This is a genomic window from Providencia sp. PROV210 (genome assembly GCF_028479445.1).
Lineage (GTDB): Bacteria > Pseudomonadota > Gammaproteobacteria > Enterobacterales > Enterobacteriaceae > Providencia > Providencia rustigianii.
On record NZ_JAMPNQ010000004.1, the window covers coordinates 200,725 to 226,769 of the forward strand.

Genomic DNA, 26,045 nt, shown 5'->3' on the forward strand with positions numbered 1-26,045 from the left:
CCTAATATGGATTGATTGGATTATTGATATGTATAAGAAAATTGCCGTTTGTTTAGCACTAGGATTATTTACTGCATCTGCTAGTGCAGTTGAATATACTTGCCAGCTAGAAAATAACAAAACGGTCAGCGTCGTCGTTGAGACAGGAAAAGTGCCTGTTTATCGCTATGGGACTTTAGGTAAAACTGAAATAACACTTCCAATCAATGCGAAAGGGCAAGAATCTATTTATGTAGGGCAAGGAACATTCAGCGCTGGTGGCTCGATATATATCCGTTTCCAAAATGGACCATTTAGCTATTTGCTTTATGATGGGGAAGGTAGGGGCTGGTATTTTCAGGGGATTGCTGTTTATAAAAACGGTAAGCTGGTTAATAAGAAATCGTGCAAACCTGACTCTAATTTAAATCTGTATAGCCTGCTAGACTACGGTATTCCAACTGATCCTGATGAAGATGGACCTTATACTTTCGATCCAAATTCAAATTAATATTTAATTAATCCCCCTTCCCAATAAGGGGGAATAAACTTAAATCTCTTTGGGTTTTAAACCAAAATGGGAATATGCATGAGCTGTTGCCATACGCCCCCTCGGTGTCCGTTGAATAAACCCTTGTTGGATCAAATAAGGCTCAAGAACATCTTCAATGGTTTCTCGCTCCTCACCAATCGCTGCGGCAAGGTTATCTACCCCTACAGGTCCGCCCATAAATTTATCAATGATTGCTACCAATAATTTGCGGTCGAGATAATCAAAACCTGCGGCATCCACATTGAGCATATCCAGCGCTTTATTTGCCATAGCTTCATCAATGGTTCCATCACCCTTAACTTGAGCAAAATCGCGTACACGGCGCAGTAATCGGTTAGTGATCCTCGGCGTGCCTCGAGAACGCATCGCAACTTGTAATGCCCCCTCTTCCGTGATTTCCAGCCCCATATATTGGGCGCTACGTTTCACAATATGCTGTAAATCGTCAACTTGATAAAACTCTAAGCGTTGGACGATACCAAATCGGTCACGTAATGGAGATGTTAAGGAACCCGCTCGGGTAGTTGCACCGATCAACGTAAATGGCGGCAAGTCAATCTTGATGGAACGAGCTGCGGGGCCCTCACCAATCATGATATCCAATTGATAATCTTCCATCGCAGGATATAAAATCTCTTCTACGACCGGAGAGAGACGATGAATTTCATCAATAAATAGCACATCATGAGGCTCTAGGTTAGTCAGCATCGCAGCTAGATCCCCTGCTTTTTCCAAAACAGGCCCCGATGTTGTACGAAGATTTACCCCAAGTTCATTAGCAACAATGCCTGCTAGGGTTGTTTTCCCTAATCCTGGAGGGCCAAAAATTAACAGGTGGTCAAGCGCATCGCCACGCATTTTGGCAGCCTGAATGAATATTTCCATCTGATCTTTGACTTGCGGCTGCCCAATATACTCAGCAAGTAGTTTCGGTCGGATCGCGCGATCGATAGCTTCTTCTTCAGAATGCAACACTTCTGCGGTAATTAGGCGATCGGCTTCAATCATCGTAATAATCTCTCAATCAAAGTGCTGCGCGTAAGGCGTCACGGATCAGGGTTTCGGAATCACTATCTGGTTTAGCAACTTTACTCACCATTCGGCTAGCCTCTTGCGGTTTATAACCCAGAGCAATTAATGCTGCTGCGGCTTCCGCTTCAATATCAGCTTGGCTTGGACCTTTGCTCTTCACGCTTGGCAAATCAATGTCACTTATAGGGTTGAACAAGTCACCATTTAATCCTTTGAAACGATCTTTCATTTCAACAACTAAACGTTCAGCCGTTTTCTTACCAATACCCGGTAATTTAACTAATGAGGAAATAGCTTCCTGCTCAATCGCCGATACAAATTGCTGAGCAGACATACCGGATAAAATGGCTAATGCCAGTTTGGGGCCAACGCCATTGACCTTAATTAATTCTTTAAATAGTGCGCGCTCTTGTTTGTCATTAAAGCCATACAGAAGCTGGGCATCTTCTCTCACGACAAAATGCGTAAAAACAATCGCTTCTTGACCAATGTCGGGTAATTCATAGAAACAGGTCATTGGCATATGAACTTCATAACCAACACCTTGAAGTTCTAATAAAACAATGGGAGGTTGCTTTTCTAATACGATGCCACGTAGACGACCAATCACGTTGATACCCTCAAATTAAATGACTGAACCGAGATGAATAAATCTCGTTTTTTCATAACGCTGTTTATACCACAAAAAAAGCTGGATGCATATCCAGTCTTCATCTTAATCTTCCGCGGGTCAATACGAGGCGAGGATCCCCAACCTTCAATAAGTTTTGATTAAAATGGCAATGAGTGATGGCAATCGCTAATGCGTCTGCCGCATCAGCTTGTGGACTCGCTGATAATTTTAGAATCGATTTAACCATGTGCTGAACTTGGCTTTTCTCCGCAGCTCCCGTTCCCACTACTGTCTGCTTTACTTGACGTGCAGCATATTCAAACACCGGGATATTTTGATTAGCCGCAGCAACAATGGCAACCCCACGAGCTTGCCCCAGTTTCAATGCAGAATCCGCATTTTTTGCCATAAAAACTTGTTCGATAGATAAAACATCCGGTTGGTACTGGGTGATAATTTCCGAGACTCCCGCATAAATACGTTGCAGACGGCTTGGTAAATCATCAACTTGAGTACGAATACACCCACTCCCCAAATACAGTAGCTGCCTACCTTGCTGGCGAATAACACCGTACCCTGTGATCCGTGAACCAGGGTCAATACCCAGAATAATCGCCATATAAAACCTATAATTGTCCTTCATTAATATTCATATCATCTTATCCCCATCTAATTTTCACCACAATCCAATCTTGAGAGATAGCAGATGTTAACCACACCGCGGGAGGAAAAACGAACGAATAGGGACCATTGCTACCAATAACTATAGCAAATAAAAGAGAAAATGAGGATTGAGAGGCGTTAGAGAAAACAGGCTGGGGTCAGCCTGCTTTCTCTACGCAGACATCGTCTTAATTACAGTTGCTCAGCAACTTCATCAGAGATATCACCGTTGTGATAAACTTCTTGCACATCATCTGAATCTTCTAACATGTCGATCAGGCGCATTAATTTTGGTGCCGTTTCAACATCAAGTTCTGCCGTAATCGATGGGATCATAGAAACTTCAGCGGCTTCGCTAGTGAAACCAGCAGCATCTAATGCGTCTTTAACAGCACCGAACGTTTCAAAAGTGGTGTAAACATCAATTGCACCATCATCATACGTTTCAACGTCGTCAGCACCAGCTTCAAGTGCTGCTTCCATCAGCGCATCTTCATCAACACCCGGTGCGTAAGTGATAACACCACGCTTGGTGAACAGATAAGAAACGGAACCATCAGTCCCCAAGTTACCACCTGTTTTGGTGAAGGCATGACGCACTTCAGATACAGTACGGTTACGGTTGTCACTTAAACATTCAACCATCACGGCGGTGCCGCCTGGACCGTAACCCTCATAAATGATGGTTTCCATATTATCGTTGTCATCATTACCCACACCACGCGCGATAGCACGGTTTAAAGTGTCGCGAGTCATGTTGTTAGATAATGCTTTATCGATAGCAGCACGCAAACGAGGGTTAGTTGCTGGGTCTCCGCCGCCTAAACGCGCAGCAGTAACCAGCTCACGAATAATTTTAGTGAAAATTTTACCGCGTTTAGCATCTTGTGCCGCTTTACGGTGTTTGGTGTTGGCCCATTTACTATGACCTGCCATGAAATATCTCCAAAAACGTCAATAAATAATTAAACAGCAAATTCTAGAATAGCCTGGCTGTTGCTCCACGACTTCGTCAAATCAGCCGCTTGCTGCGGCGATAACCAACGAAATTCAGTGTGTTCAGTCAGCAATGGCGTTTGTTCATCAGTGAGCACCAATTTAAACCAGTGCTCTGTACAATGAGTCACATCGGGTGCATAACGATGCCTGAAATGCGGGAAAATTTCAAAAATGATACTTTTCGACAAATCATGTAACTGATTCGGTTGCGGGTCAAAACCCGTCTCTTCTTTAATTTCGCGAAGCGCTGTATCAAAAGTATTTTCATTAACTTCCTGACTTCCGGTAACAGATTGCCAAAAGTCAGGGTCGTCTTTACGCCGCATCATAAGCACCCGCCCACTATTTTCAGCCACAATAATGACTAACACAGATTCTGGGCGCTTATAATTTTTCATTACTCTTCTTCTTTCGCCACAACAGCGATAGCCAGTTCAGTTAATGAATCAGGATTTGCATGACTTGGTGCATTGGTCATTAAACATGCCGCAGCGGTTGTTTTAGGGAATGCAATAACATCACGGATGTTATCTGTTCCTGTTAACAACATAACTAAGCGGTCAAGACCGAATGCTAAACCAGCATGTGGCGGTGTACCATATTTCAGAGCATCTAACAGGAAGCCGAACTTCTCACGTTGTTCTTCTTCAGTAATACCTAAAATCCCAAAGACAGTTTGCTGCATTTCACCACGGTGAATACGTACAGATCCCCCACCGACTTCATAACCATTGATTACCATATCATAGGCATTTGCCACTGCATCTTCTGGATTTTTTGCCAGATCTTCAGGTGATAAATCTTTTGGTGAAGTGAATGGGTGGTGCATTGCGGTTAAGCCGCCTTCACCGTTTTCTTCAAACATTGGGAAATCGATAACCCACAGAGGCTGCCAGCTATTCAAGTTGGTCAGTTCGAAATCACGTCCAACTTTCAAGCGGAGTGCACCCATTGAGTCAGTCACCACATTTTTCGCACCGGCACCAAACAGAATGATATCGCCATCAGCGGCACCTGTACGCTCCAGCAGTTGCTCAATAACGTCTAAACTAAGGAACTTAGCAACTGGGCTTTGAATACCTTCTAAACCTTTCGCACGCTCGTTAACTTTCATCCACGCTAAGCCTTTCGCGCCGTAGATGCCAACAAAGCTACCGTATTCATCAATTTGTTTACGGGTCATTGCAGCACCGCCCGGCACTTTCAGGGCAGCAACACGACCTTTAGGATCATTAGCTGGACCAGAGAACACGGCGAACTCGACATTTTTCACGATATCCGCAACATCAACCAGTTCCATTGGGTTACGCAGGTCAGGTTTATCTGAACCGTAACGGCGCATTGCTTCAGCAAAGGTCATGATTGGGAAGTTGCCTAGATCTACACCTTTCACTTCAAGCCACAAATTGCGGATCATGCGCTCCATCACTTCGCGAACTTGTTCCGCGCTCATGAATGAAGTTTCCACATCGATCTGGGTGAATTCAGGTTGGCGGTCAGCACGTAAATCTTCATCTCGGAAGCATTTTACGATTTGATAATAACGGTCAACACCCGACATCATCAGCAACTGTTTGAACAGCTGTGGTGATTGTGGCAGCGCATAAAATTTACCTTTATGCACACGGCTTGGTACTAAGTAGTCACGAGCACCTTCTGGTGTCGCTTTAGTCAGCATTGGCGTTTCAACATCCAGGAAACCTTCGTTGTCCATAAAGTTACGAACAAAACTGGTGATTTTCGCACGAGTACGCAGCCGTTCAGACATGTCAGGACGACGTAAATCTAAATAGCGATATTTTAAACGACGCTCTTCCGTATTGGTTTGGTTGCTATCTAACGGCAGAGGTTCGGATTTGTTAAAGACAAACAGATCTTCAGCAAAGACTTCAATTTCACCCGTCGCCATATCTTTATTTTTCTGGCTATCTGGGCGAGCGCGTACAGTACCTGTGATTTGGATACAGAACTCATTACGCAGTTCTGAAGCTTTTTCAAATATGTCTTTACGCTCTGGATCGAAGAAAACCTGAACGATACCTTCACGGTCACGCATATCGATAAAAATCAAACCACCCAAGTCACGACGGCGGTTTACCCATCCACAAAGAGTGACCTTCTGGCCTTCATGAGCAATGTTTAACTGCCCACAATAATTAGTACGCATACAATATCCTTTTTACTCAGCTTGTTGTGCTTTTGCTTGCTGCGGGAATTTGGCATTTTGCTGAACATTTAGCTGAAAATTCAGAATGTCAAAAAAGGCAGACATTATACAGGAAATTCTGCTAGACAAACAGTTGGCTATGTAGCTTAACCGCGAAAATGATCCAATAAAATAGGCCACATCAATTTTTATTATCAAATTTTAATGATTATTAAATTATTATCCTCTTTCGGAGTTATTACCCTGTCCTCTTTGCTATAATTATTCCGATTCAGACATTTATCGCCTGAAACCAAAGGAAATTATATGAAAAAACTGCTACTCGCGTCATCGGTCATCTTTCTGCTTGCAGGATGCCAAACTGGAGCCTCAACCAACACAATGAAGCCTACTACCAACAATAAAACATTTTATGTGGACTCATCTCTTGCTGATTGTGTCGGCGTTGCACCAATGAAATGCATGAAAGTGAAAGAAAAACCTGCTGATGATTGGCAATATTTTTATGGTTCTATTCAAGGTTTCACTTATGAGCCAGGCTATAATTACGTCCTAGAAGTTCAACAGTTTGATGTACCAAACCCTCCCGCAGATGCACCTAGCGTTCGCTATGAATTGGTCAAAATCATCGAGAAAAAATAGTCTATAAGCAGGTGTTCAGCACCTGCTCTTTTACGACCATCGCAAGGTATTGATTATGAACGCTAAAATTATTGATAAATTAGGATTGATTACGCTATCTGGCGGTAAAGTTGCTATGGTGCGGTCTCACAATAAAACCCTGTTTTATATTCCGGGCGGTAAACGTGAGCAAAATGAAACCGACCAACAGGCACTTTGTCGTGAAATTGATGAAGAATTGATGCTGGTATTACTCCCCGAAACATTACGTTTTTATGGCGAATTCACTGGGCTAGCCGATGGTAAGCAAGATGGCACTCAAGTGCGTATTCGTTGCTATTTTGCCGACTATCAAGGTGCTCCTCAGCCCGCGGCTGAAATCGCTGAATTGGCTTGGTTAGGAACTCAAGATTTTTCACGCTGTTCATCAACAGCGGTAACCATTTTAACGCAGTTAAAGAACGATGGTTTGATTGAATAATTCGCTGATAAACAATAAGCAAATACATATTTTCATTTGTAGATTTACCTATTAGGTTTTAGAATTTAAGAAATGTCATTTATATCCATTACGATAACCGACATGTTCAGTCATTTTCACTTTTTGAAATGTTTGAGGATGGTGTAAAAAATGGTCAGCTCCTTATACGCTGTACTAGGTGCCTTACTGCTATTAAGATTATCTTTAAATGTAGTAAAGCTACGGACACAGTACCGTGTGGCTTATGGTGATGGTGGTTTTTACGAATTGCAGACAGCCATCCGGGTACATGGCAATGCCATTGAATACATCCCAATCTCACTTATTTTATTGCTACTGATGGAGATGAATGGCGCGCAAGTCTGGATGATCCATGTGTGTGGCATTATTCTGATTGCTGGTCGTTTACTGCACTCTTATGGCCTTAAAAACCACGATGTTAGCTATCGTCGAATGGGCATGATTGGAACTTATCTTTCAATGGCATTAATGATTATTGCCAATGCTTACTATCTTCCTTGGGTCCAAATGATCTCTTTTACCCTTTAATTTTCCCCTCAGTGCGGATTGGTTTTCAGGTCATGATGATTTCTGCTACAATCCGCCACTACTTTTGTTTTACTTATTTAATACAAATCATATGTCAAGTCAGGATCCAAACCATAAAGATAGCCTTTTCTCTGCACCAATTGCCAATTTAGGTGATTGGAGTTTTGATGAAAAAGTGGCTGAAGTCTTCCCCGATATGATCCAGCGTTCTGTACCGGGTTACTCCAATATCATCACCATGATTGGGATGCTTGCGGATCGTTTTGTCACACCCAATAGTCACGTTTATGATCTCGGGTGTTCCCTCGGTGCCGCAACCTTATCGGTACGCCGCAATATTTCTGTAGATAACTGTAAGATTATCTCTGTCGATAACTCCCCCGCTATGGTCGAGCGCTGCCGCCGCCATATTGATGCTTACAAAGCACAAACTCCCGTGGATGTAATCGAAGGTGATATTCGCGATATTCATATTGAAAATGCGTCAATGGTTATCCTTAACTTCACATTACAGTTTTTGAATCCTGATGATCGCGAGCAGTTGCTGGCTAAAATTTATCAAGGTTTATTACCGGGTGGGATTTTAGTTCTCTCGGAGAAATTTAATTTTGAAGACCAACAAATTGGCGAGTTACTGTTCAATATGCACCATGATTTTAAACGGGCAAATGGCTACAGCGAATTAGAAATTAGCCAAAAACGCAGTATGTTGGAAAATGTGATGCTGACAGACTCTGTCGAAGCCCACAAAGCCCGTCTGAAGCGCGCTGGTTTTGCCCATTGTGAAGTTTGGTTCCAATGTTTTAATTTTGGTTCGTTATTAGCGTTAAAAGAGAGTCAATCATGATAGATTTCGGTCGTTTCTATCAACAAATTGCTATCGGTCCTTTAAGTCACTGGCTAGAAACCTTGCCTTCACAACTCGCTGAATGGAAAAAACAAGGCCTGCACGGTGGGTTCTCTTCATGGGAAAAAATGCTCGATAACCTTCCAGCAATGACCCCGACCCATTTAGATTTAAAAAACAGTGTTACCGCAACCCGTGATCCTGAGCTAACCTCCGGCGAAACTCGCTGCCTAAATAATATTTTGGGTCAGCTAAAACCATGGCGTAAAGGCCCATTTTCCCTGTATGGCGTGAATATCGATACTGAATGGCGATCAGATTGGAAATGGGATCGTGTTCTGCCACATATTTCGCCACTTAAAGGCCGCTATGTATTAGATGTGGGCTGTGGAAGTGGTTACCATATGTGGCGCATGCTCGGTGAACAGGCTGAATTTGTGGTGGGGATTGACCCGACAGAACTGTTTTTATGCCAATTTGAAGCCGTAAGAAAACTGTTAGGCGATAATCAACGCGCCCATTTGTTACCTTTAGGAATTGAGCAATTACCTGCATTAAAAGCCTTTGATACGGTCTTTTCGATGGGAGTTCTGTACCATCGCCGTTCGCCACTCGACCATTTATATCAATTAAAAGATCAGTTAGTGAGTGAAGGCGAATTAGTGTTAGAGAGCTTGGTCGTTGAAGGTGATGAATTTCAATGTTTGATCCCCGGTGACCGCTATGCCCAGATGCGCAATGTTTACTTTATTCCATCCGCTAAAATGCTAAAAGTTTGGCTAGAGAAATGTGGTTTTGTGGATGTACGTATCGTTGACCAAGCGGTGACCTCATTAGAAGAACAACGCCGTACTGACTGGATGAAAACAGAGTCTTTAGCTGAGTTTTTAGATCCTAATGATGGAACAAAAACCATTGAAGGTTATCCTGCACCATTAAGAGCGATATTAATTGCGAAAAAACCTTAATTTGAGGGATTAGCGTAAAAACGAGAACGCCCAATATTATGGGCGTTTTTTTGATTTTCACTACAATTCACTACAATTCACTACAAATTATTCAATAAATATTCTTCTACTGCTTTCGCATCATTTGCTGCATCAAAATCAATACCTAAATATAACGTTCCCTCTTTCAATTCAATGGCTCTAGGCTGCGCATATGAGTAAGTAATATTTTTAATTTTTTCGCTCACCGATTGTTTTGCTAACTCTGAACGTTCACACACCTTTGTAATGCCCTTTAGCATTTCATTGCTATAACCATCAATACCTATAGTTTCTAGCTGTTCTTTTGAAAACGTTGCCCAATCAAAACTGGCTTGAATTTTTGACCCACATATTTTATTGACGAATTCAACCTGTGCAGCCACTTCAGTTTCAATTTTTTGGTGTTTTTCTTTTTCTGCTAGTGAAAAAGCAAATGTCGATGTGGTTATAAAAAAGAGGGAGGTTGCTAACACAATTTTCTTCAACATAATTTTTTCCTTAAAATTTACTGCGGTATTTTTATCGACTAATAACGAAATAGTCTTAAAAATGAGGGAGACAATTTAGCCTTCCTCAATTTTAACGCTCTCTATTGTAAATTCAGCCAGTCCTATTCTGAATTTACCTTTTAAGCCGATACTTTTTCCGTAATCGAAATAAAGCCTTTCATCGCTTCAACCGTCAACCCATCCACACAATAATGCGTAAACTCATCACTTTCACTATTTGATGCCATTGTGACACCTACTTTGCGGTAGTTCATACTCGATGGTACAGTTTTTCCTGCCGAGCTATGCACTTCGGTTAAACCAATCTCCATAAACTTGGTCAAATTCGCTAAGCGAACCCCTGCTCCAGCCATAATAATGGGACCATTAATTTCACGGCTTTTTTCATGCAACTCTTTCAATAGCGGTAAACCCAATTCAGCGCTTTGCTGCTGACCTGACGTTAAAATACGTGCAACGCCCAAGTTTTTCAGTTGCTCTAATGCGAGTAACGGATTAATGCACATATCAAATGCACGATGGAACGTGATTTCCATGCCTTCAGCAATTTCCATGAGGATCTGCATCCTTCCGATATCAATACGCCCTTCAGGGTCTAGCAATCCGATCACCGCACCGGGAAACCCCATCTGCTTGATCATCAGCAAATCTTCGCGAATTGCATCGAACTCGCTCATGTTATAGCAAAAATCCCCGCCACGAGGACGGATGATCGGGTGAACTGGAATATGCAATTTTTCTCTAGCCAGTTTTAAATATCCATAACTCGGCGTGAGCCCGCCATCTGCGGCTCCAGAGCAAAGTTCAATACGGTCAGCACCATATTCTTGAGCCACTTGTGCGCACTCTATTCCAAAACAGCAAATTTCCAGTTTTGCCATGAAGACCTCCAAAATGTGGTAAGGATCACTTCCTTAAAAATACCCAATAATGTCACTACAAAAAATAACTCTACGATTAACGATTCAGCTAATATGCCACTTTTTGTTAAATGTTATCTGCGCAACATCACACCGTAGGTGAGTTAACGAAAAGTAATTATCAATAACGTTAATTCCATCACTTATTTTTCGCTTTCAACGATGTTTCTAAGGGAAAATGGGTGATATTTGATAGTAATTAGGTTATTTGTCACTGCTAATGTAGGATTAGGTAGTCTTTCTTGCTGACCTTTAGGCTGGCTGACTTTACAATAATAACCTTCTGGCAAAGGTTCCGGCAGTAGAGATCGCGCTGTTTTTTCTAACACTTCCGGCTCAACCTCAATCACCATTTCAATATGCTCCCAACTCTCTTGGGGATAGATTTTATCCTTTGGAAATGGTAACTCGATAATAAAAACATCCTGCCCCGCCACTTGAATTGGCTTTTTCAAATCATATAAACGGATTGGGCGCCCATTGATAAGATTATCCGAAAGTAACTCTGCGCATTGCAAGAGCCCTTCATGCCAACGTTCTGCGGTTGCAATGTGGTGACAACGTACGGAAATATGATCGATGCAATAATCGGTTAAAGAGAGATTTAACGCTTGAGCCATACTGGTTAGCTTGCGTTCAAAATGTGGAAGGTCCTGCTGAAGATCTTGCAACTGGGGAATTTTATCGAAATCTAACATTAAAAATTACTCTGCCAAAATCATTTGTCTCATTAAGAACAAGTGAAATGATAATAATAAAAGAAAACAAACTCCCCCGACTGTAGCACGACTCCCCCAAAATATGGTATAAAACCAGCCGATTTTTCTCTTCCACCTTTTAGTTCAGCGCATGTGATGGCACAATGTGGTAACTATGTTCGTTATTTAAGGTAATCCGGTGAATATTCAGGCTATTCTTTCAGATAAAGTGAGTGCTGCAATGCTAGCAGCGGGAGCTCCAGAAGGCTGTGATGCCCTTGTGCGTCAATCAGCTAAAGCGCAATTCGGTGACTATCAGGCCAATGGTGTGATGGGCGCAGCGAAAAAAATGGGTATGCCTCCCCGACAACTGGCCGAGCAAATTGTTAGCCATTTAGATCTTGAAGGTATTGCAACGAAAGTTGAAATCGCCGGTCCCGGTTTCATCAATATTTTTATCGACCCGACTTGGGTTGCTACATATGCAGAGCAAGCGTTGACCAGTGATCGTCTAGGTATCGCGCCAGTTAAGCCAGAAACTATCGTCATTGATTACTCTGCACCGAACGTTGCAAAACAGATGCATGTCGGCCACCTACGCTCGACCATTATTGGTGATGCTGCCGCACGTACCCAAGAGTTTTTAGGCCATAAAGTTATCCGTGCTAACCACGTTGGTGACTGGGGTACGCAGTTCGGTATGCTGATTGCTTACCTAGAGAAAGTCCAGAATGAAGATGCTAGCGATATGGCACTGGCTGATCTCGAAGCGTTCTACCGTGAAGCAAAAAAACATTATGATGAAGATGAAGATTTCGCCGTCCGCGCTCGCGGCTATGTAGTGAAATTACAATCTGGTGATGAATACTGCCGTAAAATGTGGCGTAAATTGGTCGACATCACCATGCAACAAAACCAAGAAACTTATCACCGCTTAAATGTCACATTAACTGAAGATGATGTGATGGGTGAAAGCCTGTATAACAGCATGCTACCGGGAATTGTTGCTGATCTTAAAGCGAAAGGTTTAGCCGTTGAAAGTGAAGGTGCTACCGTTGTTTTCCTTGATGAATTTAAAAACAAGGAAGGCGAACCGATGGGAGTTATCGTCCAGAAAAAAGATGGCGGTTACCTTTATACCACAACGGATATTGCCTGCGCTAAATACCGTTATGAAACGCTGCATGCGGATCGTTCCCTGTATTATATCGACTCCCGCCAGCATCAACATTTAATGCAAGCTTGGACCATCGTCCGTAAAGCCGGTTACATCCCAGAATCAATGGCGCTTGAGCACCATATGTTTGGCATGATGTTAGGTAAAGATGGCAAACCATTCAAAACGCGTTCTGGTGGTACTGTTCGTCTGTCTGATTTGTTGGATGAAGCAGTTGAACGAGCGCAAACACTGATCCGCGAAAAGAATCCTGACATGCCAGAAGATGAATTATTGAATCTGGCGAATGTCGTTGGGATTGGTGCAGTGAAGTATGCGGATCTGTCTAAAAACCGGACGACAGACTATATTTTCGATTGGGATAATATGCTCGCCTTTGAAGGTAACACTGCACCGTATATGCAATATGCCTATACCCGCGTTGCCTCCATCTTCAAAAAAGCGAATATTACTGAAGCAGATTTAACCCTGCCAATCGTTCTTGAAGCACCACACGAAATCGTGCTAGCAACCCGTTTAATGCAGTTTGAAGAAACTATTCTAACCGTAGCCCGTGATGGTACCCCACATGTAATGTGTGCTTACCTATATGACTTAGCTGGTCTATTCTCTAGCTTCTATGAACATTGCCCTATTCTGTCCGCAGATAATGATGCTCAGCGCCAAAGCCGCCTGAAACTAGCATTACTGACACAGAAAACTTTAAAAGTAGGTTTGGATACGTTAGGTATCGAAACAGTCGAAAGAATGTAATTTTTTGCTCTTCCCATCCTACTTATTAGCCCACTTTTTTAGTGGGCTTTTTACATCTGAACCCCATCCTCATGCTGCACTGTTTTGCACCATCAAGAAAAACCACGCTGTTTATTGCACTAATTTGGTGAGATACATCACATAATTGACCACTTATCGCCGCTATTTCGTGCCATAACAAGACATTAACATTTGGCACGCCTTTTGCTTTGATCTCTTTGCCTTTACAAAAAGACAGGGGGATTTATGAAGTACATTATCGCAATCATTAAGCCATTTAAGTTAGAAGATGTTCGAGAATCACTCTCTGAGCTCGGTATTCAGGGAATGACTATCTGTGAAGTCAAAGGCTATGGTAGGCAAAAAGGTCATGCTGAACTTTATCGAGGTGCAGAGTATGAAGTGAATTTTCTGCCTAAAGTCAAAATAGAGCTAGCCATTAGCGACGACCAACTTGAGCCCGTACTAGAGGCAATTACCAATACAGCCGAAACAGGCAAAGTCGGCGATGGAAAATTGTTTGTGTTCGAATTATTACAAGCAGTCCGTATTCGCACTGGCGAATCTGGCGAAGACGCTCTATAAGGGAGAAAATAACATGAAACGACGATTGTTAAGTTTTGTACTCTTAGCTATTAGCAGCTTCGCGTTACCCGCATATGCCTCTGAGCTAGTCATCGCGGATAAAGCCGATAACGCCTTTATGCTAATCTGTACCGTTTTGGTTTTCTTTATGACCATCCCCGGAATTGCCCTATTTTATGGCGGGCTATTACGTAGCAAAAACGTATTGTCATTGATTACCCAAGTGATGCTTATTTTCAGTATCGTGATCATTCTATGGCTGCTATTTGGTTATAGTTTAGCGTTCACCGCTGGCAATAAATTTTTTGGCGGTGGTTCACTGACTTTACTAAATTCGATGTCGTTAGAGGACTTATCTGGCTCGATCAGCCAATATATTCATGTCGCCTTCCAAGGTTCATTTGCGGTGATCACCGTAGCACTGATCGTGGGTGCGCTAGGTGAACGTATTCGCTTCTCTGCCTTGCTGATCTTTACGGTAATTTGGTTTACCTTTTCCTACGTGCCTATCGCACATATGGTATGGGGCGAAGGTGGCTGGTTAGCTAATGACGGCGCTATCGACTTCGCAGGAGGAACCGTTGTCCACATCAATGCAGCCGTCGCGGCTTTGGTGGGTGCTTATCTGCTAGGCAAACGAAGCGATTATAGCCAAATAGTCTTAAAACCCCATAACTTACCGATGGTCTTTATGGGCACTGCGGTGCTGTATGTGGGCTGGTTTGGTTTCAACGCAGGCTCAGCAGGTAGTGCCAATAATATTGCTGCACTAGCCTTGATCAATACCGTAATTGCTACCGCGGGTGCAATATTGTCGTGGACATTCACTGAATGGGTTGTTCGTGGGAAGCCTTCTATGTTAGGTAGTTGCTCAGGCTGTATATCCGGTCTCGTCGCTATCACACCAGCAGCAGGTACGGTAGGTCCGATAGGTGCGCTTGTTATTGGCGTCGTGGGTGGAGTGGTAGGTCTGTGGGGAGTGGTAACATTAAAACGTTGGTTAAAAGCAGATGACGTTTGTGATGTTTTTGGTATTCACGGAACTTGTGGCATCATTGGCTGCCTACTAACTGGAGTCTTTACTTCTGCTTTACTCGGCGGTCTCGGGTATAAAGAAGGCGTTACTTTACTCCATCAAGTCTCTATTCAGTTATTTAGCGTCGTGGTTACCATTATCTGGTCGGGTGTTGTGGCCTATATTGCCTTCAAATTGGCGGATAAATTGGTGGGATTACGTGTTTCCCCTGAAGAGGAATGCGATGGCTTGGATTTAACGTCCCATGGTGAAAGTGCTTATCACCAGTAGTTGTCTACTCCCCCTCTATTGAGGGGGGAGTTTGATTGTTTATCAATTACGCGATGCTACGTTTCATAAAATCACGGGGACGGAAACCTAATAAATATAAGGCAATAAAATAACTACCAGCCCCAACGATGACAACGCCCATTAAACGCAACATACGCATCAGCATATTACCTTGTTGCCAATCAGGCATAAAGTGCAAGACACCGAATAACACCGCAGCCATAACAACAACCGCAATCAGTAATTTAAAAATAAAACCTTTCCATCCCGCTAAAGGTTGGAAAATATCTTGTTTGCGTAGCTGCCAATAAAGCACTCCCGCATTGAAACAGGCTGCCACACCTATTGATAAGGCCAAACCGGCATGTTGCAGAGGTCCAATAAACGCTAAGTTCATTAGCTGAGTCAGTATTAAGGTCACAATAGCAATTTTTACTGGGGTTCGAATATTTTGGCGAGAATAAAAACCAGGTGCCAAAATTTTCACTAAAATCATTCCCGTCAAGCCTACGCAATACGCCATTAAAGCATATTGCGTCATTAATGAATCGTGAGCGGTAAAATTACCGTATTGGAACAGAGATACCGTCAAGGCTTCAGATAAAATCGCCAATCCTACCGCACATGGTAAAGCCAGCAATAAGCACAAACGCAATCCCCAATCCATTAAATGACGATACTCTTGGTGATTACCGCTAGTAAAACTTTTGGCAAGGGATGGCAATAAAATCGTCCCGAGAGCAACCCCTAAAACCCCTGATGGGAGCTCCATCAAGCGGTCAGCATAATACATCCACGAAACTGAGCCCGATTGAAGAAAAGAGGCGAAAATCGTATTAATAATCAAAGAAATTTGTGCGACAGATACCCCAATAATGGCCGGCCCCATCATTCTCATCACACGCCATACGCCACTGTCACGGAAAGATAGGCGCGGTAAAACCAGCATGCCAATTTTTTTTAAATGAGGAAGTTGATAAACCAACTGTAAAAGTCCGCCAACTAATACCGCCCAAGCCAAGGACATAATCGGAGGATCGAAATATGGAGCAGCAAATGCAGCAAATAAAATCATGCTGACATTTAATAGCGTTGGTGCAAATGCGGGAACAGAGAAACGGTTCCATGTATTCAGAATCGCACCAGCAAGAGAAGCTAATGATATCAAGAAAATATAAGGGAAAGTGACACGCAATAAATTGGTGGTTAACGCAAATTTATCAGCATCATCAGTAAAGCCTGGTGCAGTGACATAAATCACCCATGGTGCTGCCAGCATCCCAGCGATAGTCACTATCGCGAGTGCAAGCGTCAGCATCCCTGAAATATAGGCAATAAACGTGCGAGTCGCCTCTTCACCTTGCTGATTTTTATATTCCGCTAAAATGGGAACAAAGGCTTGAGAAAAAGCCCCCTCAGCAAAAATCCGACGCAATAAATTAGGGAGTTTAAACGCCACAAAGAAGGCATCAGCAGAAGCGCCAGCCCCAAATACTCGGGCAATAATAGCATCGCGGATAAAGCCCAGCACCCGAGACATCATAGTCATGGAGCTTATCGCGGCTAAGGATTTCAATAAATTCATGATAATTAGACTAGAAGAAAACAATCGTAGCAGTTTAGCAGCGGATAGCCTGACTGACTACGATTGATAGGTAAATGTTTTTAGGCTTTGGTCGGCTTCCAAGTATCGTCCGTCAACGCGGTTAAGACATGATCCCGCCATTCCCCGTTAATTTGCAAAAACTGTTTTGCATACCCTTCTCGTTCAAAACCAAGGCGAGTGAGTAGGTTTCCACTGCGTAAATTATGAGGCATATAATTCGCCATAATACGGTGCATTCCTTGATGCTTTTGCATATAACGAATGGTTTGGGTTAATCCCTCATACATCAGTCCTTGCCCCTGCCATTTTTCACCCAATGAATAACCTAGATAGCAGGCATGGAATGACCCTCGCAAGATATTACTGAAATTAGCGACGCCAATAACTTCATTCTCATCTTTATCGAGTAGTAGAAAATGAAATGCACTACCTTGGCGATGCATTTCGCTCATCGCATGCAGTCGATTGTTCCATCCTGAGGGGTTAAAGTGGGAATTGTCGCGGGTTGGCTCCCATGGCGTCAAAAAGTCTTTATTTAATATGTAATAATCTGCGAGTCGATAATTATCACGCTCATAGGCTAAGCGGATAATCATTCGGTCAGTAATTAGACGCACTTTGGGTTCATTTGAACGATAACCAAACATCGTAGCCCTTAATCTATATTTAATAATATCGCCACTTTCGAAGCCTAAAGTATAACTCAAATTTATCGCTTAACTAATTCAATTCTCAGCGTAATTGAGTTATTTTTTGGACGATTAATATAAATAAGTATCTAGGAGCATACATCAGCATGTGACTAGGATTCAGGAATGTAGCCAACAACGCTGGGGTTTGACTGATTGATGCGTGATTCGTGCTCAGAAACTGTATACGACAAATTTTAAAACGATACATGACAGAAATGGGCAAGGCTTCCAATGCAGTTGGAATGACGGCGCTGATTTAAGACGCGGAAATTTCACTGATACTCTCCCTATAACGCAACAGTGCGTGTTTCGATTGGAATTCAGTTTGTAAGCATTCTCATGATGAATTAGCTCACCCAATCCCTATATTTGTCTCAGATATGACTATTTTTAATTGTAATATACGGGCTATTTTCAATATAACTAGCCCGTTTAACATAGTAAATGACGCTTATCGACGTAAAAATAGCGAGAGTAATATATTATTTCATATTGTTTGATTCTGATATTTCGAGCAGTTTTTTGTAGTCTGGAAAAATTTCTCTGGTGTACTCTTTTTTGCCATTAGGATAGATAAGCGTTGCCATTTTATCATTCTCTTTCTTTTTCACACCAATAAAATAACTGGTCATACTAGATTTATAATCTACAAATATATTAATATTTTTCGCATTTTTTACTTTATAAGTTATGGTTTCATTTTTTGCTATTAATCTAAATTGTTTAACATATCCATTTAAAAAAAATTCGCTAATTAAAGGAAATAAAATTAATGTTTCATTAATATTTCCTGATTTCTTCTCATACCCACCATCAAAAACTTGAGGTGCATTATTATCAAATACGAATGTAGCTTCCACACCAAAATTTTCAGTAATTAAAGGGTCTATTTTAGAGGGGTCTTTGAGTTTCACTTCAAACTTTATATTACTCAGTTTCCAATCACATTGACCTCCACCCAATTCAGGAATACTGACTTTTACTTGATTTGGCTGCCCTATTGATAGCGGATACATAGCTCGATGAACTCCAGGGATAGTGTACGATCCTCCATTAGCGTTTCTTCGCTCCTTACGACAAATTTTAGAGCGATAAGTTGCTGAAATGGGCAAAACCTCTAATGCATTGGGAACGGTGGCAGCAAAATGAACACTCTCTCCATGTAATGGCGGTGAAAATGAGCGGCTTTTCGCGCATCCCTGTAAAATCAACAGACTAAATAATGAAACTAACGCCGTTTTAAGATAAAGAAATTTCATGGGTACTCTCCTTGTATCGCAGCAATGCCTGTATTACTGCTTCATTTTGATTGACATTTTTTGCCAAGCTATTATGTAAAACATTCTCGAGTTCAATAAATGTCATATTTCGTTGAGCATTCAGTTTGTAAGCATCCTCATGATGGATTAACTGACTAAATCGTTGTCTGGATGTGACCAATATTGGTGTTTTTAAAGGTGCTAATGCACTGAGCAATTGGTTATTAATGATTGCTTGATACTTAATACCCATAAAATGGTCTGTCGCCATGGTGACAATCGTATCTAATGTTGGGTTGTTCCACTGCGGAAAAATTTCATTGATGATATCCGTATCCCCTTTGATTGATTGCACATAAGATTGTTGTTCTTTTTCCAGTCCCTTATCTAAGGTATTAGCTAGGCTAGGCACCAAATAAAACTTATAACTCCCATTCATACGCCAGCGTTTATGACCTAGTGTTGCGCCAGTATGGCTACGCAATTGTTCGTCACCAATTTGTCTGGCCTCAAAAAAACTCACCGTATTACCATGGTGATAGTAAACTTCACCAATATCGGGAAGCGTTTTTTGCAATGGAATTGTGGGCAATGTTGCTAATGTCCAGCTAAACCCAAAAATCGTGCCGAGTAGTCCATAAGCGTCAAATAACCAATTGTCCATATTGGTATCAAATGGGACACTGGTGACCGTATCGGCATCATTAACATGGCGGAAATGATTGAGTGATGATAACGCTTTAACGCCGCTGCCGGTAAAAACACGCGGGCTACCATACGTATAAAGGAGAGGATTATTATTTCTTAGCTCTGAGGCATGTAATAAGGCTAAAGCCCCTCCTAAACTGTGTCCGGTAATAAATAATTGTTTATTTGCAGACTTATTTTTAACATCAGTAATCTTAGTTGGAAAGTATTTTTCAATACACTGATATCCTTCTAAAAACCCTTTATGCACTTTCGCTTTTCCGGCGGAAATAATATTTTCTGGGCAAGGAATAGGTCGATAGGTTCCATCGGTAAGTGCATCTCTCGCACTAGCAGTACCTCGCCATGCGGCAATAATTTGGGTATTGTTTTCCACAAAAAACATTTGCGTGTCATGCTCGAATTTATCAACCCCATCGGCTTGTTGAACGTCTAAAAAAATAGCCGGGCGATAACGGGCGCCAAACGGTACGTCGGTAACAATCGCAGGATAAACTGAAGCATCATTAATTTCGGGGGCTTGGGATAAATCAAAACACTGCTGATAGAAAAATGACGTCGTCGTATCCTGTGTCTGGATAAATTCACGCATATCCTCGACTTCATCGGGGTCAACCATGACCTCATTTTTATACACTAGCAATGACATTAACCCTAAATTATACGCATTGACCATATCATAATCTGGCGTATGGTTAAGCACTAAAGACCACGCCCTAAAAGGACAAACTTCAATCACATTACATTGATTAAAATGCACATTATTAAATGCTAATCCATTAAATTCATCTTCCTTTGGAAAGTGGTAATATGGCAGCCCAAATTTCGCTTGCTCCCATCGTACAATATCCGGCGCTTTGTCACATAACTCACCAATCACAGCGTAACGATAGTGATAACCATTAGCTTCTGCCTGCAGTTTGACGAGGGAATGCGCTTCCCCCCTCAACGTTCGTAATAGGCGATTTTCCATTTCATCGGTGAGCGTTTGGGCGGAAGCGGTTAGTGTTGCGCGAGTGCGAGGCAATTTTTCTTGCCGAAAATAGCCATTAGCACTTGTTACACCGTGTCTAACGATATCATTGCCCACTTTCAACGTGTAAGGCATTTCCACTAAAGGCTTCCCCTGTTCATCAACAAGGAGACATTCAATCCAATGCGTCAGTTCATCACTATCGTCATTGTCTTTAGTGTTATTTTGATATTCAGAATAGGCTGACGATTCATTACCATTAGATGGCACATAATTATCAGGAATAGATGGTATAAAGCGAGCTTTGCAGGGGCAAGAGCTAAAACTTTCTAATGACCCAGCATGTTTTCTATCCTCCAGCCACATATTATTAACGCCACCGAGAATTCGATATGACCCGGAGTGCTTACCACAGCTGACTAAATCACCTTCTCGAGCCCCTGCAACCCCATACCATTGCATGGACTGGTCACCCGTTAAAATTTGTCCACCGCACGTTGTTTTATCGCCTACACGTAAAAAAAATCCTTGTGCCATATCTTATCCTTTACCAACTCGATTAAATCGCCATTCTTGATCCCCTAAGCGATATTGACAAGGAAATGTTTCCATTATTGAGAATGCTGAAGAATTAATTATCAATTGAATTTAATAGTTCATATCACAGCTAGGCGGCAAAATGAGTGAATTCCTAGGAGCATACATAAGTATGTGACTAGGATTCAGGAATGTAGCCAACAACGCTGTGGTTTGAAATATGGAGAAGTTTTATCTTCAAAATAGTTCAATATCACAGCTAGGCGGCAAAATGAGTGAATTCCTAGGAGCATACATAAGTATGTGACTAGGATTCAGGAATGTAGCCAACAACGCTGTGGTTTGAAATATGAAGAAGATATCGATAAAAAAATATCATCATACACACCACCTAATTCCCTGATACTATTAATAAAGAATCACTCCTTCCGTTACTACTTTTTTGATGGTGTCGCATGGCGCAGGTGTCACGGGCTAGAAGCCTCGGCAAATACTTTCTTTTACTAGACAATATGTTGGTTGTTCTAGGCTTTTTCGTCGTTTTTCCACTGATCTCTATTCGCTTTGTCGACCAACTTGGTTGGGCTGCGGTCGTCGTTGGCTTTGCGCTTGGCCTTAGACAATTAGTCCAACAAGGTTTAGGCATCTTTGGCGGAGCAATCGCTGACCGTTTCGGCGCTAAGCCCATGATAGTCATTGGTATGTTATTGCGTGCTGCTGGTTTCGTTTTGATGGCATTAGCCTATGACCCTTGGGTGTTATGGCTATCCTGTGTACTTTCAGCATTAGGTGGAACCTTATTTGACCCACCACGAACCGCATTAGTCATTAAGCTTACTCGCCCTTATGAGCGGGGCCGTTTTTATTCCCTGCTATTGATGCAAGATAGCGCTGGCGCAGTTATTGGCGCACTTATTGGTAGCTGGTTACTACAATATGATTTCCATTACGTGTGTTGGGCTGGTGCATGTGTTTTCATTATTACGGCTATTTGTAATGCTTGGTTGCTTCCTGCATACCGAATTTCTACGGTAAGAACGCCAATTCGTGAAGGAATGAGCCGCGTATTAAAAGATAAGCGCTTCGTTACCTACGTGATCACCCTTTCCGGCTATTTTATGTTGTCGGTACAAGTGATGTTAATGTTCCCTATTGTGGTCAATGAACTAGCAGGCAGCCCCGCAGCCGTGAAGTGGATGTATGCCATAGAAGCCGCTATTTCTTTGACTTTGCTCTACCCTATTGCCCGCTGGAGTGAAAAACATTTCCGCTTAGAACAACGTCTTATGGCGGGGTTATTTCTGATGAGCCTCAGCATGTTCCCGATTGGCATGACAACCTCAGTGAATATGTTATTTGCTTTAATCTGCCTATTTTATTTAGGCACGGTTACCGCCGATCCAGCCCGAGAAACCTTGAGTGCATCACTGGCTGACCCGAGAGCCCGAGGCAGCTATATGGGCTTTAGCCGTCTAGGATTAGCCCTCGGTGGTGCAGTTGGTTACACGGGTGGTGGCTGGATGTATGACATCGGGCACCAGTGGAATATGCCGCAATTACCTTGGTTCCTTCTTGGCATCATCGGATTCATCACTTTATGGGCCCTTCATAAGCAGTTTAATCGTAAAAAAATTGAAACAGTCATGTTGAGCGGACAGTAATACGCTACACTTGCACCATTACTGTATGAAGGAGTGGTTATGAAAAATATTTTATTGGCATCTCTATTTGGATTTTTATTTATTCTTACGGGTTGTGACAAATTAACCGAGTTTACGATTAGCGAATCGCAAATTAATAGCTATTTAGCTAGCAAAGTAAAATATGAAAACAATATTGGTGTCTCCGGCGTTGCTGATGCGGATATCACATTAAGTAACTTAACCACTGAGATTGGACGTAGTGAGCCAGGAATTATCACCCTAAATGGCGAGTCTAATGTGAAACTGAATTCATTCATTGGCGCTGCTGATGCAAAGATTGCGTTGACGTTAACCGCACGTCCTGTTTTTGATGTAAGTTCTGGCTCTATCTATCTGAAAGAGCTTAAAATTACCAAATATACGATTACACCTCAAAATATGGATACAGCTATCTCTGCCGTCATTCCTTATTTAAATAGCTCTCTAGAAACCTTCTTCGAGCATCAACCCGTCTATGTTTTGAATCCTGAAAACAGTGCGGCTGAAGCTACGGCTAAAAAGCTAGCCAAAGGATTAGAAATTAAGCCCGGAAAGCTGGTTATCCCAATGGTCGATTAGTGACCATAAATATTTTTGATTGATAAATCTAAAAATAAAAAAGCAACCTTCGCTACAGGTTGCTTTTTTCTCCAAACTAAAAAGTGTCATTTTTGATACTTTAATCACCTCTATAGCCTCTAAATATAACAGTGCGTATAAATAACAAACAAAAGTATCAACTATGATACTTTTGATCTACACTCAGACTATTATGCATGAAAAAAATGCGTTATCCCTAAAAAAGTATCAAAAGTGAACCTTGATAACATTATGAAACCACACTCTAACAACGATAAGCAAACTATCTACCTAACTCAAATTCAACAAAGTGAATTTAGCCAATTGATTAGTCAAGAGCTAAAAAAACAGAGAATTACCTATGAAGAGATGGCGCTACAGATTGGGGTATCTATTGCAACATTTAAACGCATTGTAGCAAATCCATTATCAACCAAAGCAATAAACTTACATTTATTACTTAAAGAATTAGGTTTTGAATTATGTCTCGAAAGGTAGAAGTTTGGCTTTACAATATTCCTGTTGGTATCTTAGCTGAAGTTACTAATGGCTACTCATTTCAATACTACCAACATTATGATGGTCAAAGTGTATCTTTAAGCATGGGCGTCAGGAGTGAACCTTATTTATGTGATGAATTACATCCATTTTTTAAGGGGCTAGCACCTGAAGGGTGGTTAAAAAAACGTTATTCCGAATTGCAAAAAATCGATCCCAACGATTTATTTGGTATGCTCATACAAAATGGCAATGATTTATTAGGTGCTATCACATTTAAAGAGATCGCTCATGAATGAAAAACACTGCCTAATTAATCTTAAAAAGCTTAATAACGAAGAACTTGAATTCGGCTATTCTCAAGCAGGGATTAACGAACTTTTTGGCAAAAATAGCCTCACTCTTGAGCTCCCTTTCACTCGTAGCCAGTTTATTCAAGATCAACCAGCAAACCAAACTGGAATGAGTATTTCAGGCTTTCAGCCCAAACTATCCTTACGTCTAGAAAATGGCTCATTATATGTTGCTAATAACAAAGGGACATTCATCCTAAAACCTTCCCCCGAAGCTTACCCATTTCTCGCTGAAAACGAGCATGCCACAATGACCGTAATGAAGCGACTAAAGTTTCCTACACCTCCCTTTGGTTTAATTCCTTTCCAAAGCTCCCTTGATAAGCCTAAAGAATTTGCGTTTATCATTCAACGTTATGACCGCTTGGGTAATGATGTCCAAAAGCTACATCAAGAACAGCTAGATGGTGCAATGGGAATCAATGACAAATATGGTAATGTTGATGGAACTAAATCGGTGAGTTATGAAAAAGCCGCTAAGTTTATTATTGAAAATGTGGATGACTCGTTGGCAAGTAAGCGAGATTTATTCCTTCGAATTATTTATGCTTATGTACTAGGCAACAATGATTATCATCTTCGAAATATCAGCATTTTACTTCCACAAAATAAAAAACCTTCTTTAGCACCAATCTATGATTTTGTGAGCATCGTCCCTTACCCATCTGTATTTACTGAATATTTAGCATTGCCACTACTTGAACTAGAAGAGAATGACTCTGATATTGCTCCTGGCCTTAATTCACAGTATGGAGAATATACTGGGGCTGATTTTATTCTACTTGCTCAAGGTATAGGGATTCGTAACGAATTGGCTAAAAAATTACTATTGAGAGTGATTAAAAGTCACCAATTAATCACCGATACTTATACTGAAAGCCATTTACCTGACGTTGATAAACTAGCAATTATAAAATACATCTCACGAAGAATGACATTACTGGGCATTATGCGTTTTTAAACTCTAAAAAACAGATATAAAGCAACCCATATTATTAAGCTATTTTATGGGACAGTAATTAAGTGACACTGTCACTTATTCACTATCGCCCTCAGACTCTAACTCATCACGTAATGCTATCACTGCATCTCGCGTAATTTGCGCTAAAATACGATAAAACGGCGTTGTGGCATGAGCTTCAACTTTACCAAGGAATGAACCGTACCAAGGTAAAATATAGCTATCGAGTAGTTCAGTTTGTGCGGCTGTTTCATCCTCTGCGGCTTGGTCTTCTAACCAAGAAGTCGCTAATAATAATGCCCCAAAAGTATCCGTTGGTGCATCTGTTAAGGGCATGCCTCTTGAGGTGAGAAATTCACGAATTTCCGCTTCGGTGATCTCTTCATCATAACGATGAGCGAATGGAGGAACCGTTAGTTCACTACCAAACATGCTTTGGTAATCCGCCGTAATAGCTTTGATATCGACCGCCTTTGCCATTTTCTCCCACTGATCATCCTGTTCAAGAGGCCAAGACGCCTTCAGCTTGTCTTGCGCAATGATATCAAGCAATGGTTTCACAAGAGCATCGTCTGGAGAACGCTGGAATAACGTACCTAAAATGCGACAGACGATTGAGAATTCGTTCATGAGTTTCTTCCTGTTTGCGATTTTTCTGCAATCACTTTTTCGTGATCATTATGGGATGCAGTATACCTGAAAAAACAGAAAACCACTCACTGAAGCCTGATTAGCACTAGATGGGATAGTAGGAAT

General features: G+C 41.7%; 28 protein-coding genes. 14 read left to right on the top strand and 14 right to left on the bottom strand.

Going from position 1 to position 26,045, the window contains the following annotated elements:
- Positions 1–28 precede the first annotated feature (28 nt).
- Positions 29–490, top strand: coding sequence for a hypothetical protein (locus tag PR761_RS04030; RefSeq protein WP_006813134.1), 462 nt, complete (start codon positions 29–31; stop codon positions 488–490).
- A 39-nt stretch (positions 491–529) separates the two neighbouring features.
- Here PR761_RS04030 and ruvB read toward each other — a convergent pair whose 3' ends face one another.
- The 6 genes from ruvB to aspS form a co-directional block, all read right to left on the bottom strand.
- Positions 530–1,540, bottom strand: a complete 1,011-nt coding sequence (ruvB, locus tag PR761_RS04035; protein WP_006813135.1) for a Holliday junction branch migration DNA helicase RuvB — start codon at positions 1,538–1,540, stop codon at positions 530–532.
- Between the two features lie 16 nt (positions 1,541–1,556).
- Positions 1,557–2,174: a Holliday junction branch migration protein RuvA gene (gene ruvA / locus PR761_RS04040; protein ID WP_006813136.1), complete on the bottom strand. Its 618-nt coding sequence runs from the start codon at positions 2,172–2,174 to the stop codon at positions 1,557–1,559.
- A gap of 100 nt (positions 2,175–2,274) precedes the next feature.
- Positions 2,275–2,796: a crossover junction endodeoxyribonuclease RuvC gene (gene ruvC, locus PR761_RS04045; RefSeq protein WP_036948281.1), complete on the bottom strand. Its 522-nt coding sequence runs from the start codon at positions 2,794–2,796 to the stop codon at positions 2,275–2,277.
- Between the two features lie 236 nt (positions 2,797–3,032).
- Complete coding sequence (locus PR761_RS04050) at positions 3,033–3,776, bottom strand: YebC/PmpR family DNA-binding transcriptional regulator (protein WP_006813138.1); 744 nt, start codon at positions 3,774–3,776, stop codon at positions 3,033–3,035.
- 29 nt (positions 3,777–3,805) lie between these two features.
- On the bottom strand, positions 3,806–4,237 hold the full coding sequence (nudB, locus tag PR761_RS04055) for a dihydroneopterin triphosphate diphosphatase (protein ID WP_126460137.1): 432 nt from the start codon (positions 4,235–4,237) through the stop codon (positions 3,806–3,808).
- Positions 4,237–6,006 carry an aspartate--tRNA ligase gene (gene aspS / locus PR761_RS04060; RefSeq protein WP_112836702.1) on the bottom strand — a complete coding sequence of 590 codons (1,770 nt, stop codon included), beginning with the start codon at positions 6,004–6,006 and terminating at the stop codon, positions 4,237–4,239. The genes nudB and aspS overlap by 1 nt, the downstream gene beginning before the upstream one ends.
- Before the next feature lie 306 nt (positions 6,007–6,312).
- Between aspS and PR761_RS04065 the strand changes: the two genes are divergently transcribed.
- The 5 genes from PR761_RS04065 (at position 6,313) to cmoB (ending at position 9,472) form a co-directional block, all read left to right on the top strand.
- Positions 6,313–6,648 (top strand): DUF4377 domain-containing protein, encoded by a 336-nt coding sequence (locus PR761_RS04065; RefSeq protein WP_006813141.1) that lies wholly within the window; start codon positions 6,313–6,315, stop codon positions 6,646–6,648.
- A 55-nt stretch (positions 6,649–6,703) separates the two neighbouring features.
- Positions 6,704–7,108 (top strand): NUDIX hydrolase, encoded by a 405-nt coding sequence (locus PR761_RS04070; RefSeq protein WP_126436788.1) that lies wholly within the window; start codon positions 6,704–6,706, stop codon positions 7,106–7,108.
- 150 nt (positions 7,109–7,258) lie between these two features.
- Complete coding sequence (locus PR761_RS04075; RefSeq protein WP_006813143.1) at positions 7,259–7,657, top strand: MAPEG family protein; 399 nt, start codon at positions 7,259–7,261, stop codon at positions 7,655–7,657.
- Positions 7,658–7,748: 91 nt separating this feature from the next.
- Positions 7,749–8,504: a carboxy-S-adenosyl-L-methionine synthase CmoA gene (gene cmoA / locus PR761_RS04080; protein WP_006813144.1), complete on the top strand. Its 756-nt coding sequence runs from the start codon at positions 7,749–7,751 to the stop codon at positions 8,502–8,504.
- Complete coding sequence (cmoB, locus tag PR761_RS04085) at positions 8,501–9,472, top strand: tRNA 5-methoxyuridine(34)/uridine 5-oxyacetic acid(34) synthase CmoB (protein WP_112836698.1); 972 nt, start codon at positions 8,501–8,503, stop codon at positions 9,470–9,472. The genes cmoA and cmoB overlap by 4 nt, the downstream gene beginning before the upstream one ends.
- Positions 9,473–9,552: 80 nt before the next feature.
- Here cmoB and PR761_RS04090 read toward each other — a convergent pair whose 3' ends face one another.
- From PR761_RS04090 to PR761_RS04100, 3 genes are all read right to left on the bottom strand, one after another.
- A complete protein-coding gene (locus tag PR761_RS04090; protein ID WP_112836696.1) occupies positions 9,553–9,981 on the bottom strand; it encodes a hypothetical protein in 429 nt (142 codons plus the stop codon).
- Between the two features lie 140 nt (positions 9,982–10,121).
- Complete coding sequence (cutC, locus tag PR761_RS04095) at positions 10,122–10,883, bottom strand: copper homeostasis protein CutC (RefSeq protein WP_112836694.1); 762 nt, start codon at positions 10,881–10,883, stop codon at positions 10,122–10,124.
- Between the two features lie 182 nt (positions 10,884–11,065).
- A complete protein-coding gene (locus tag PR761_RS04100) occupies positions 11,066–11,620 on the bottom strand; it encodes a VOC family protein (RefSeq protein WP_112836692.1) in 555 nt (184 codons plus the stop codon).
- A gap of 199 nt (positions 11,621–11,819) precedes the next feature.
- Between PR761_RS04100 and argS the strand changes: the two genes are divergently transcribed.
- The 3 genes from argS (at position 11,820) to amtB (ending at position 15,441) form a co-directional block, all read left to right on the top strand.
- Positions 11,820–13,550 carry an arginine--tRNA ligase gene (argS, locus tag PR761_RS04105; RefSeq protein ID WP_006813149.1) on the top strand — a complete coding sequence of 577 codons (1,731 nt, stop codon included), beginning with the start codon at positions 11,820–11,822 and terminating at the stop codon, positions 13,548–13,550.
- 246 nt (positions 13,551–13,796) lie between these two features.
- Positions 13,797–14,135 (top strand): P-II family nitrogen regulator, encoded by a 339-nt coding sequence (gene glnK, locus PR761_RS04110; protein WP_006813151.1) that lies wholly within the window; start codon positions 13,797–13,799, stop codon positions 14,133–14,135.
- 13 nt (positions 14,136–14,148) lie between these two features.
- The gene (amtB, locus tag PR761_RS04115) at positions 14,149–15,441 is read left to right on the top strand and encodes an ammonium transporter AmtB (RefSeq protein ID WP_006813152.1); all 1,293 of its coding nucleotides are present in this window, start codon (positions 14,149–14,151) and stop codon (positions 15,439–15,441) included.
- 46 nt (positions 15,442–15,487) lie between these two features.
- Here the strand turns inward: amtB and murJ are convergent, their stop codons facing one another.
- From murJ to PR761_RS04135, 4 genes are all read right to left on the bottom strand, one after another.
- Positions 15,488–17,026: a murein biosynthesis integral membrane protein MurJ gene (murJ, locus tag PR761_RS04120; protein ID WP_039854108.1), complete on the bottom strand. Its 1,539-nt coding sequence runs from the start codon at positions 17,024–17,026 to the stop codon at positions 15,488–15,490.
- 80 nt (positions 17,027–17,106) lie between these two features.
- Complete coding sequence (gene rimJ / locus PR761_RS04125; protein ID WP_006813154.1) at positions 17,107–17,694, bottom strand: ribosomal protein S5-alanine N-acetyltransferase; 588 nt, start codon at positions 17,692–17,694, stop codon at positions 17,107–17,109.
- 527 nt (positions 17,695–18,221) lie between these two features.
- On the bottom strand, positions 18,222–18,998 hold the full coding sequence (locus tag PR761_RS04130; protein ID WP_006813155.1) for a hypothetical protein: 777 nt from the start codon (positions 18,996–18,998) through the stop codon (positions 18,222–18,224).
- The gene (locus tag PR761_RS04135) at positions 18,979–21,216 is read right to left on the bottom strand and encodes a lipase family protein (RefSeq protein ID WP_006813156.1); all 2,238 of its coding nucleotides are present in this window, start codon (positions 21,214–21,216) and stop codon (positions 18,979–18,981) included. The genes PR761_RS04130 and PR761_RS04135 overlap by 20 nt, the downstream gene beginning before the upstream one ends.
- 455 nt (positions 21,217–21,671) lie before the next feature.
- Here PR761_RS04135 and mdtH point away from each other — a divergent pair, with 455 nt between their 5' ends.
- The 5 genes from mdtH (at position 21,672) to PR761_RS04160 (ending at position 25,289) form a co-directional block, all read left to right on the top strand.
- A complete protein-coding gene (mdtH, locus tag PR761_RS04140; protein WP_006813157.1) occupies positions 21,672–22,877 on the top strand; it encodes a multidrug efflux MFS transporter MdtH in 1,206 nt (401 codons plus the stop codon).
- 39 nt (positions 22,878–22,916) lie between these two features.
- Positions 22,917–23,477 (top strand): lipoprotein, encoded by a 561-nt coding sequence (locus tag PR761_RS04145; RefSeq protein WP_006813158.1) that lies wholly within the window; start codon positions 22,917–22,919, stop codon positions 23,475–23,477.
- Between the two features lie 252 nt (positions 23,478–23,729).
- Positions 23,730–23,975 carry a hypothetical protein gene (locus PR761_RS04150; RefSeq protein ID WP_006813159.1) on the top strand — a complete coding sequence of 82 codons (246 nt, stop codon included), beginning with the start codon at positions 23,730–23,732 and terminating at the stop codon, positions 23,973–23,975.
- Positions 23,960–24,274 (top strand): HipA N-terminal domain-containing protein, encoded by a 315-nt coding sequence (locus tag PR761_RS04155; RefSeq protein ID WP_006813160.1) that lies wholly within the window; start codon positions 23,960–23,962, stop codon positions 24,272–24,274. Before PR761_RS04150 ends, PR761_RS04155 begins: the two co-directional genes overlap by 16 nt.
- Positions 24,267–25,289 carry a type II toxin-antitoxin system HipA family toxin gene (locus tag PR761_RS04160; protein WP_115164270.1) on the top strand — a complete coding sequence of 341 codons (1,023 nt, stop codon included), beginning with the start codon at positions 24,267–24,269 and terminating at the stop codon, positions 25,287–25,289. The genes PR761_RS04155 and PR761_RS04160 overlap by 8 nt, the downstream gene beginning before the upstream one ends.
- 75 nt (positions 25,290–25,364) lie before the next feature.
- Here PR761_RS04160 and PR761_RS04165 read toward each other — a convergent pair whose 3' ends face one another.
- A complete protein-coding gene (locus tag PR761_RS04165; RefSeq protein ID WP_154611057.1) occupies positions 25,365–25,919 on the bottom strand; it encodes a TorD/DmsD family molecular chaperone in 555 nt (184 codons plus the stop codon).
- Positions 25,920–26,045 lie beyond the last annotated feature (126 nt).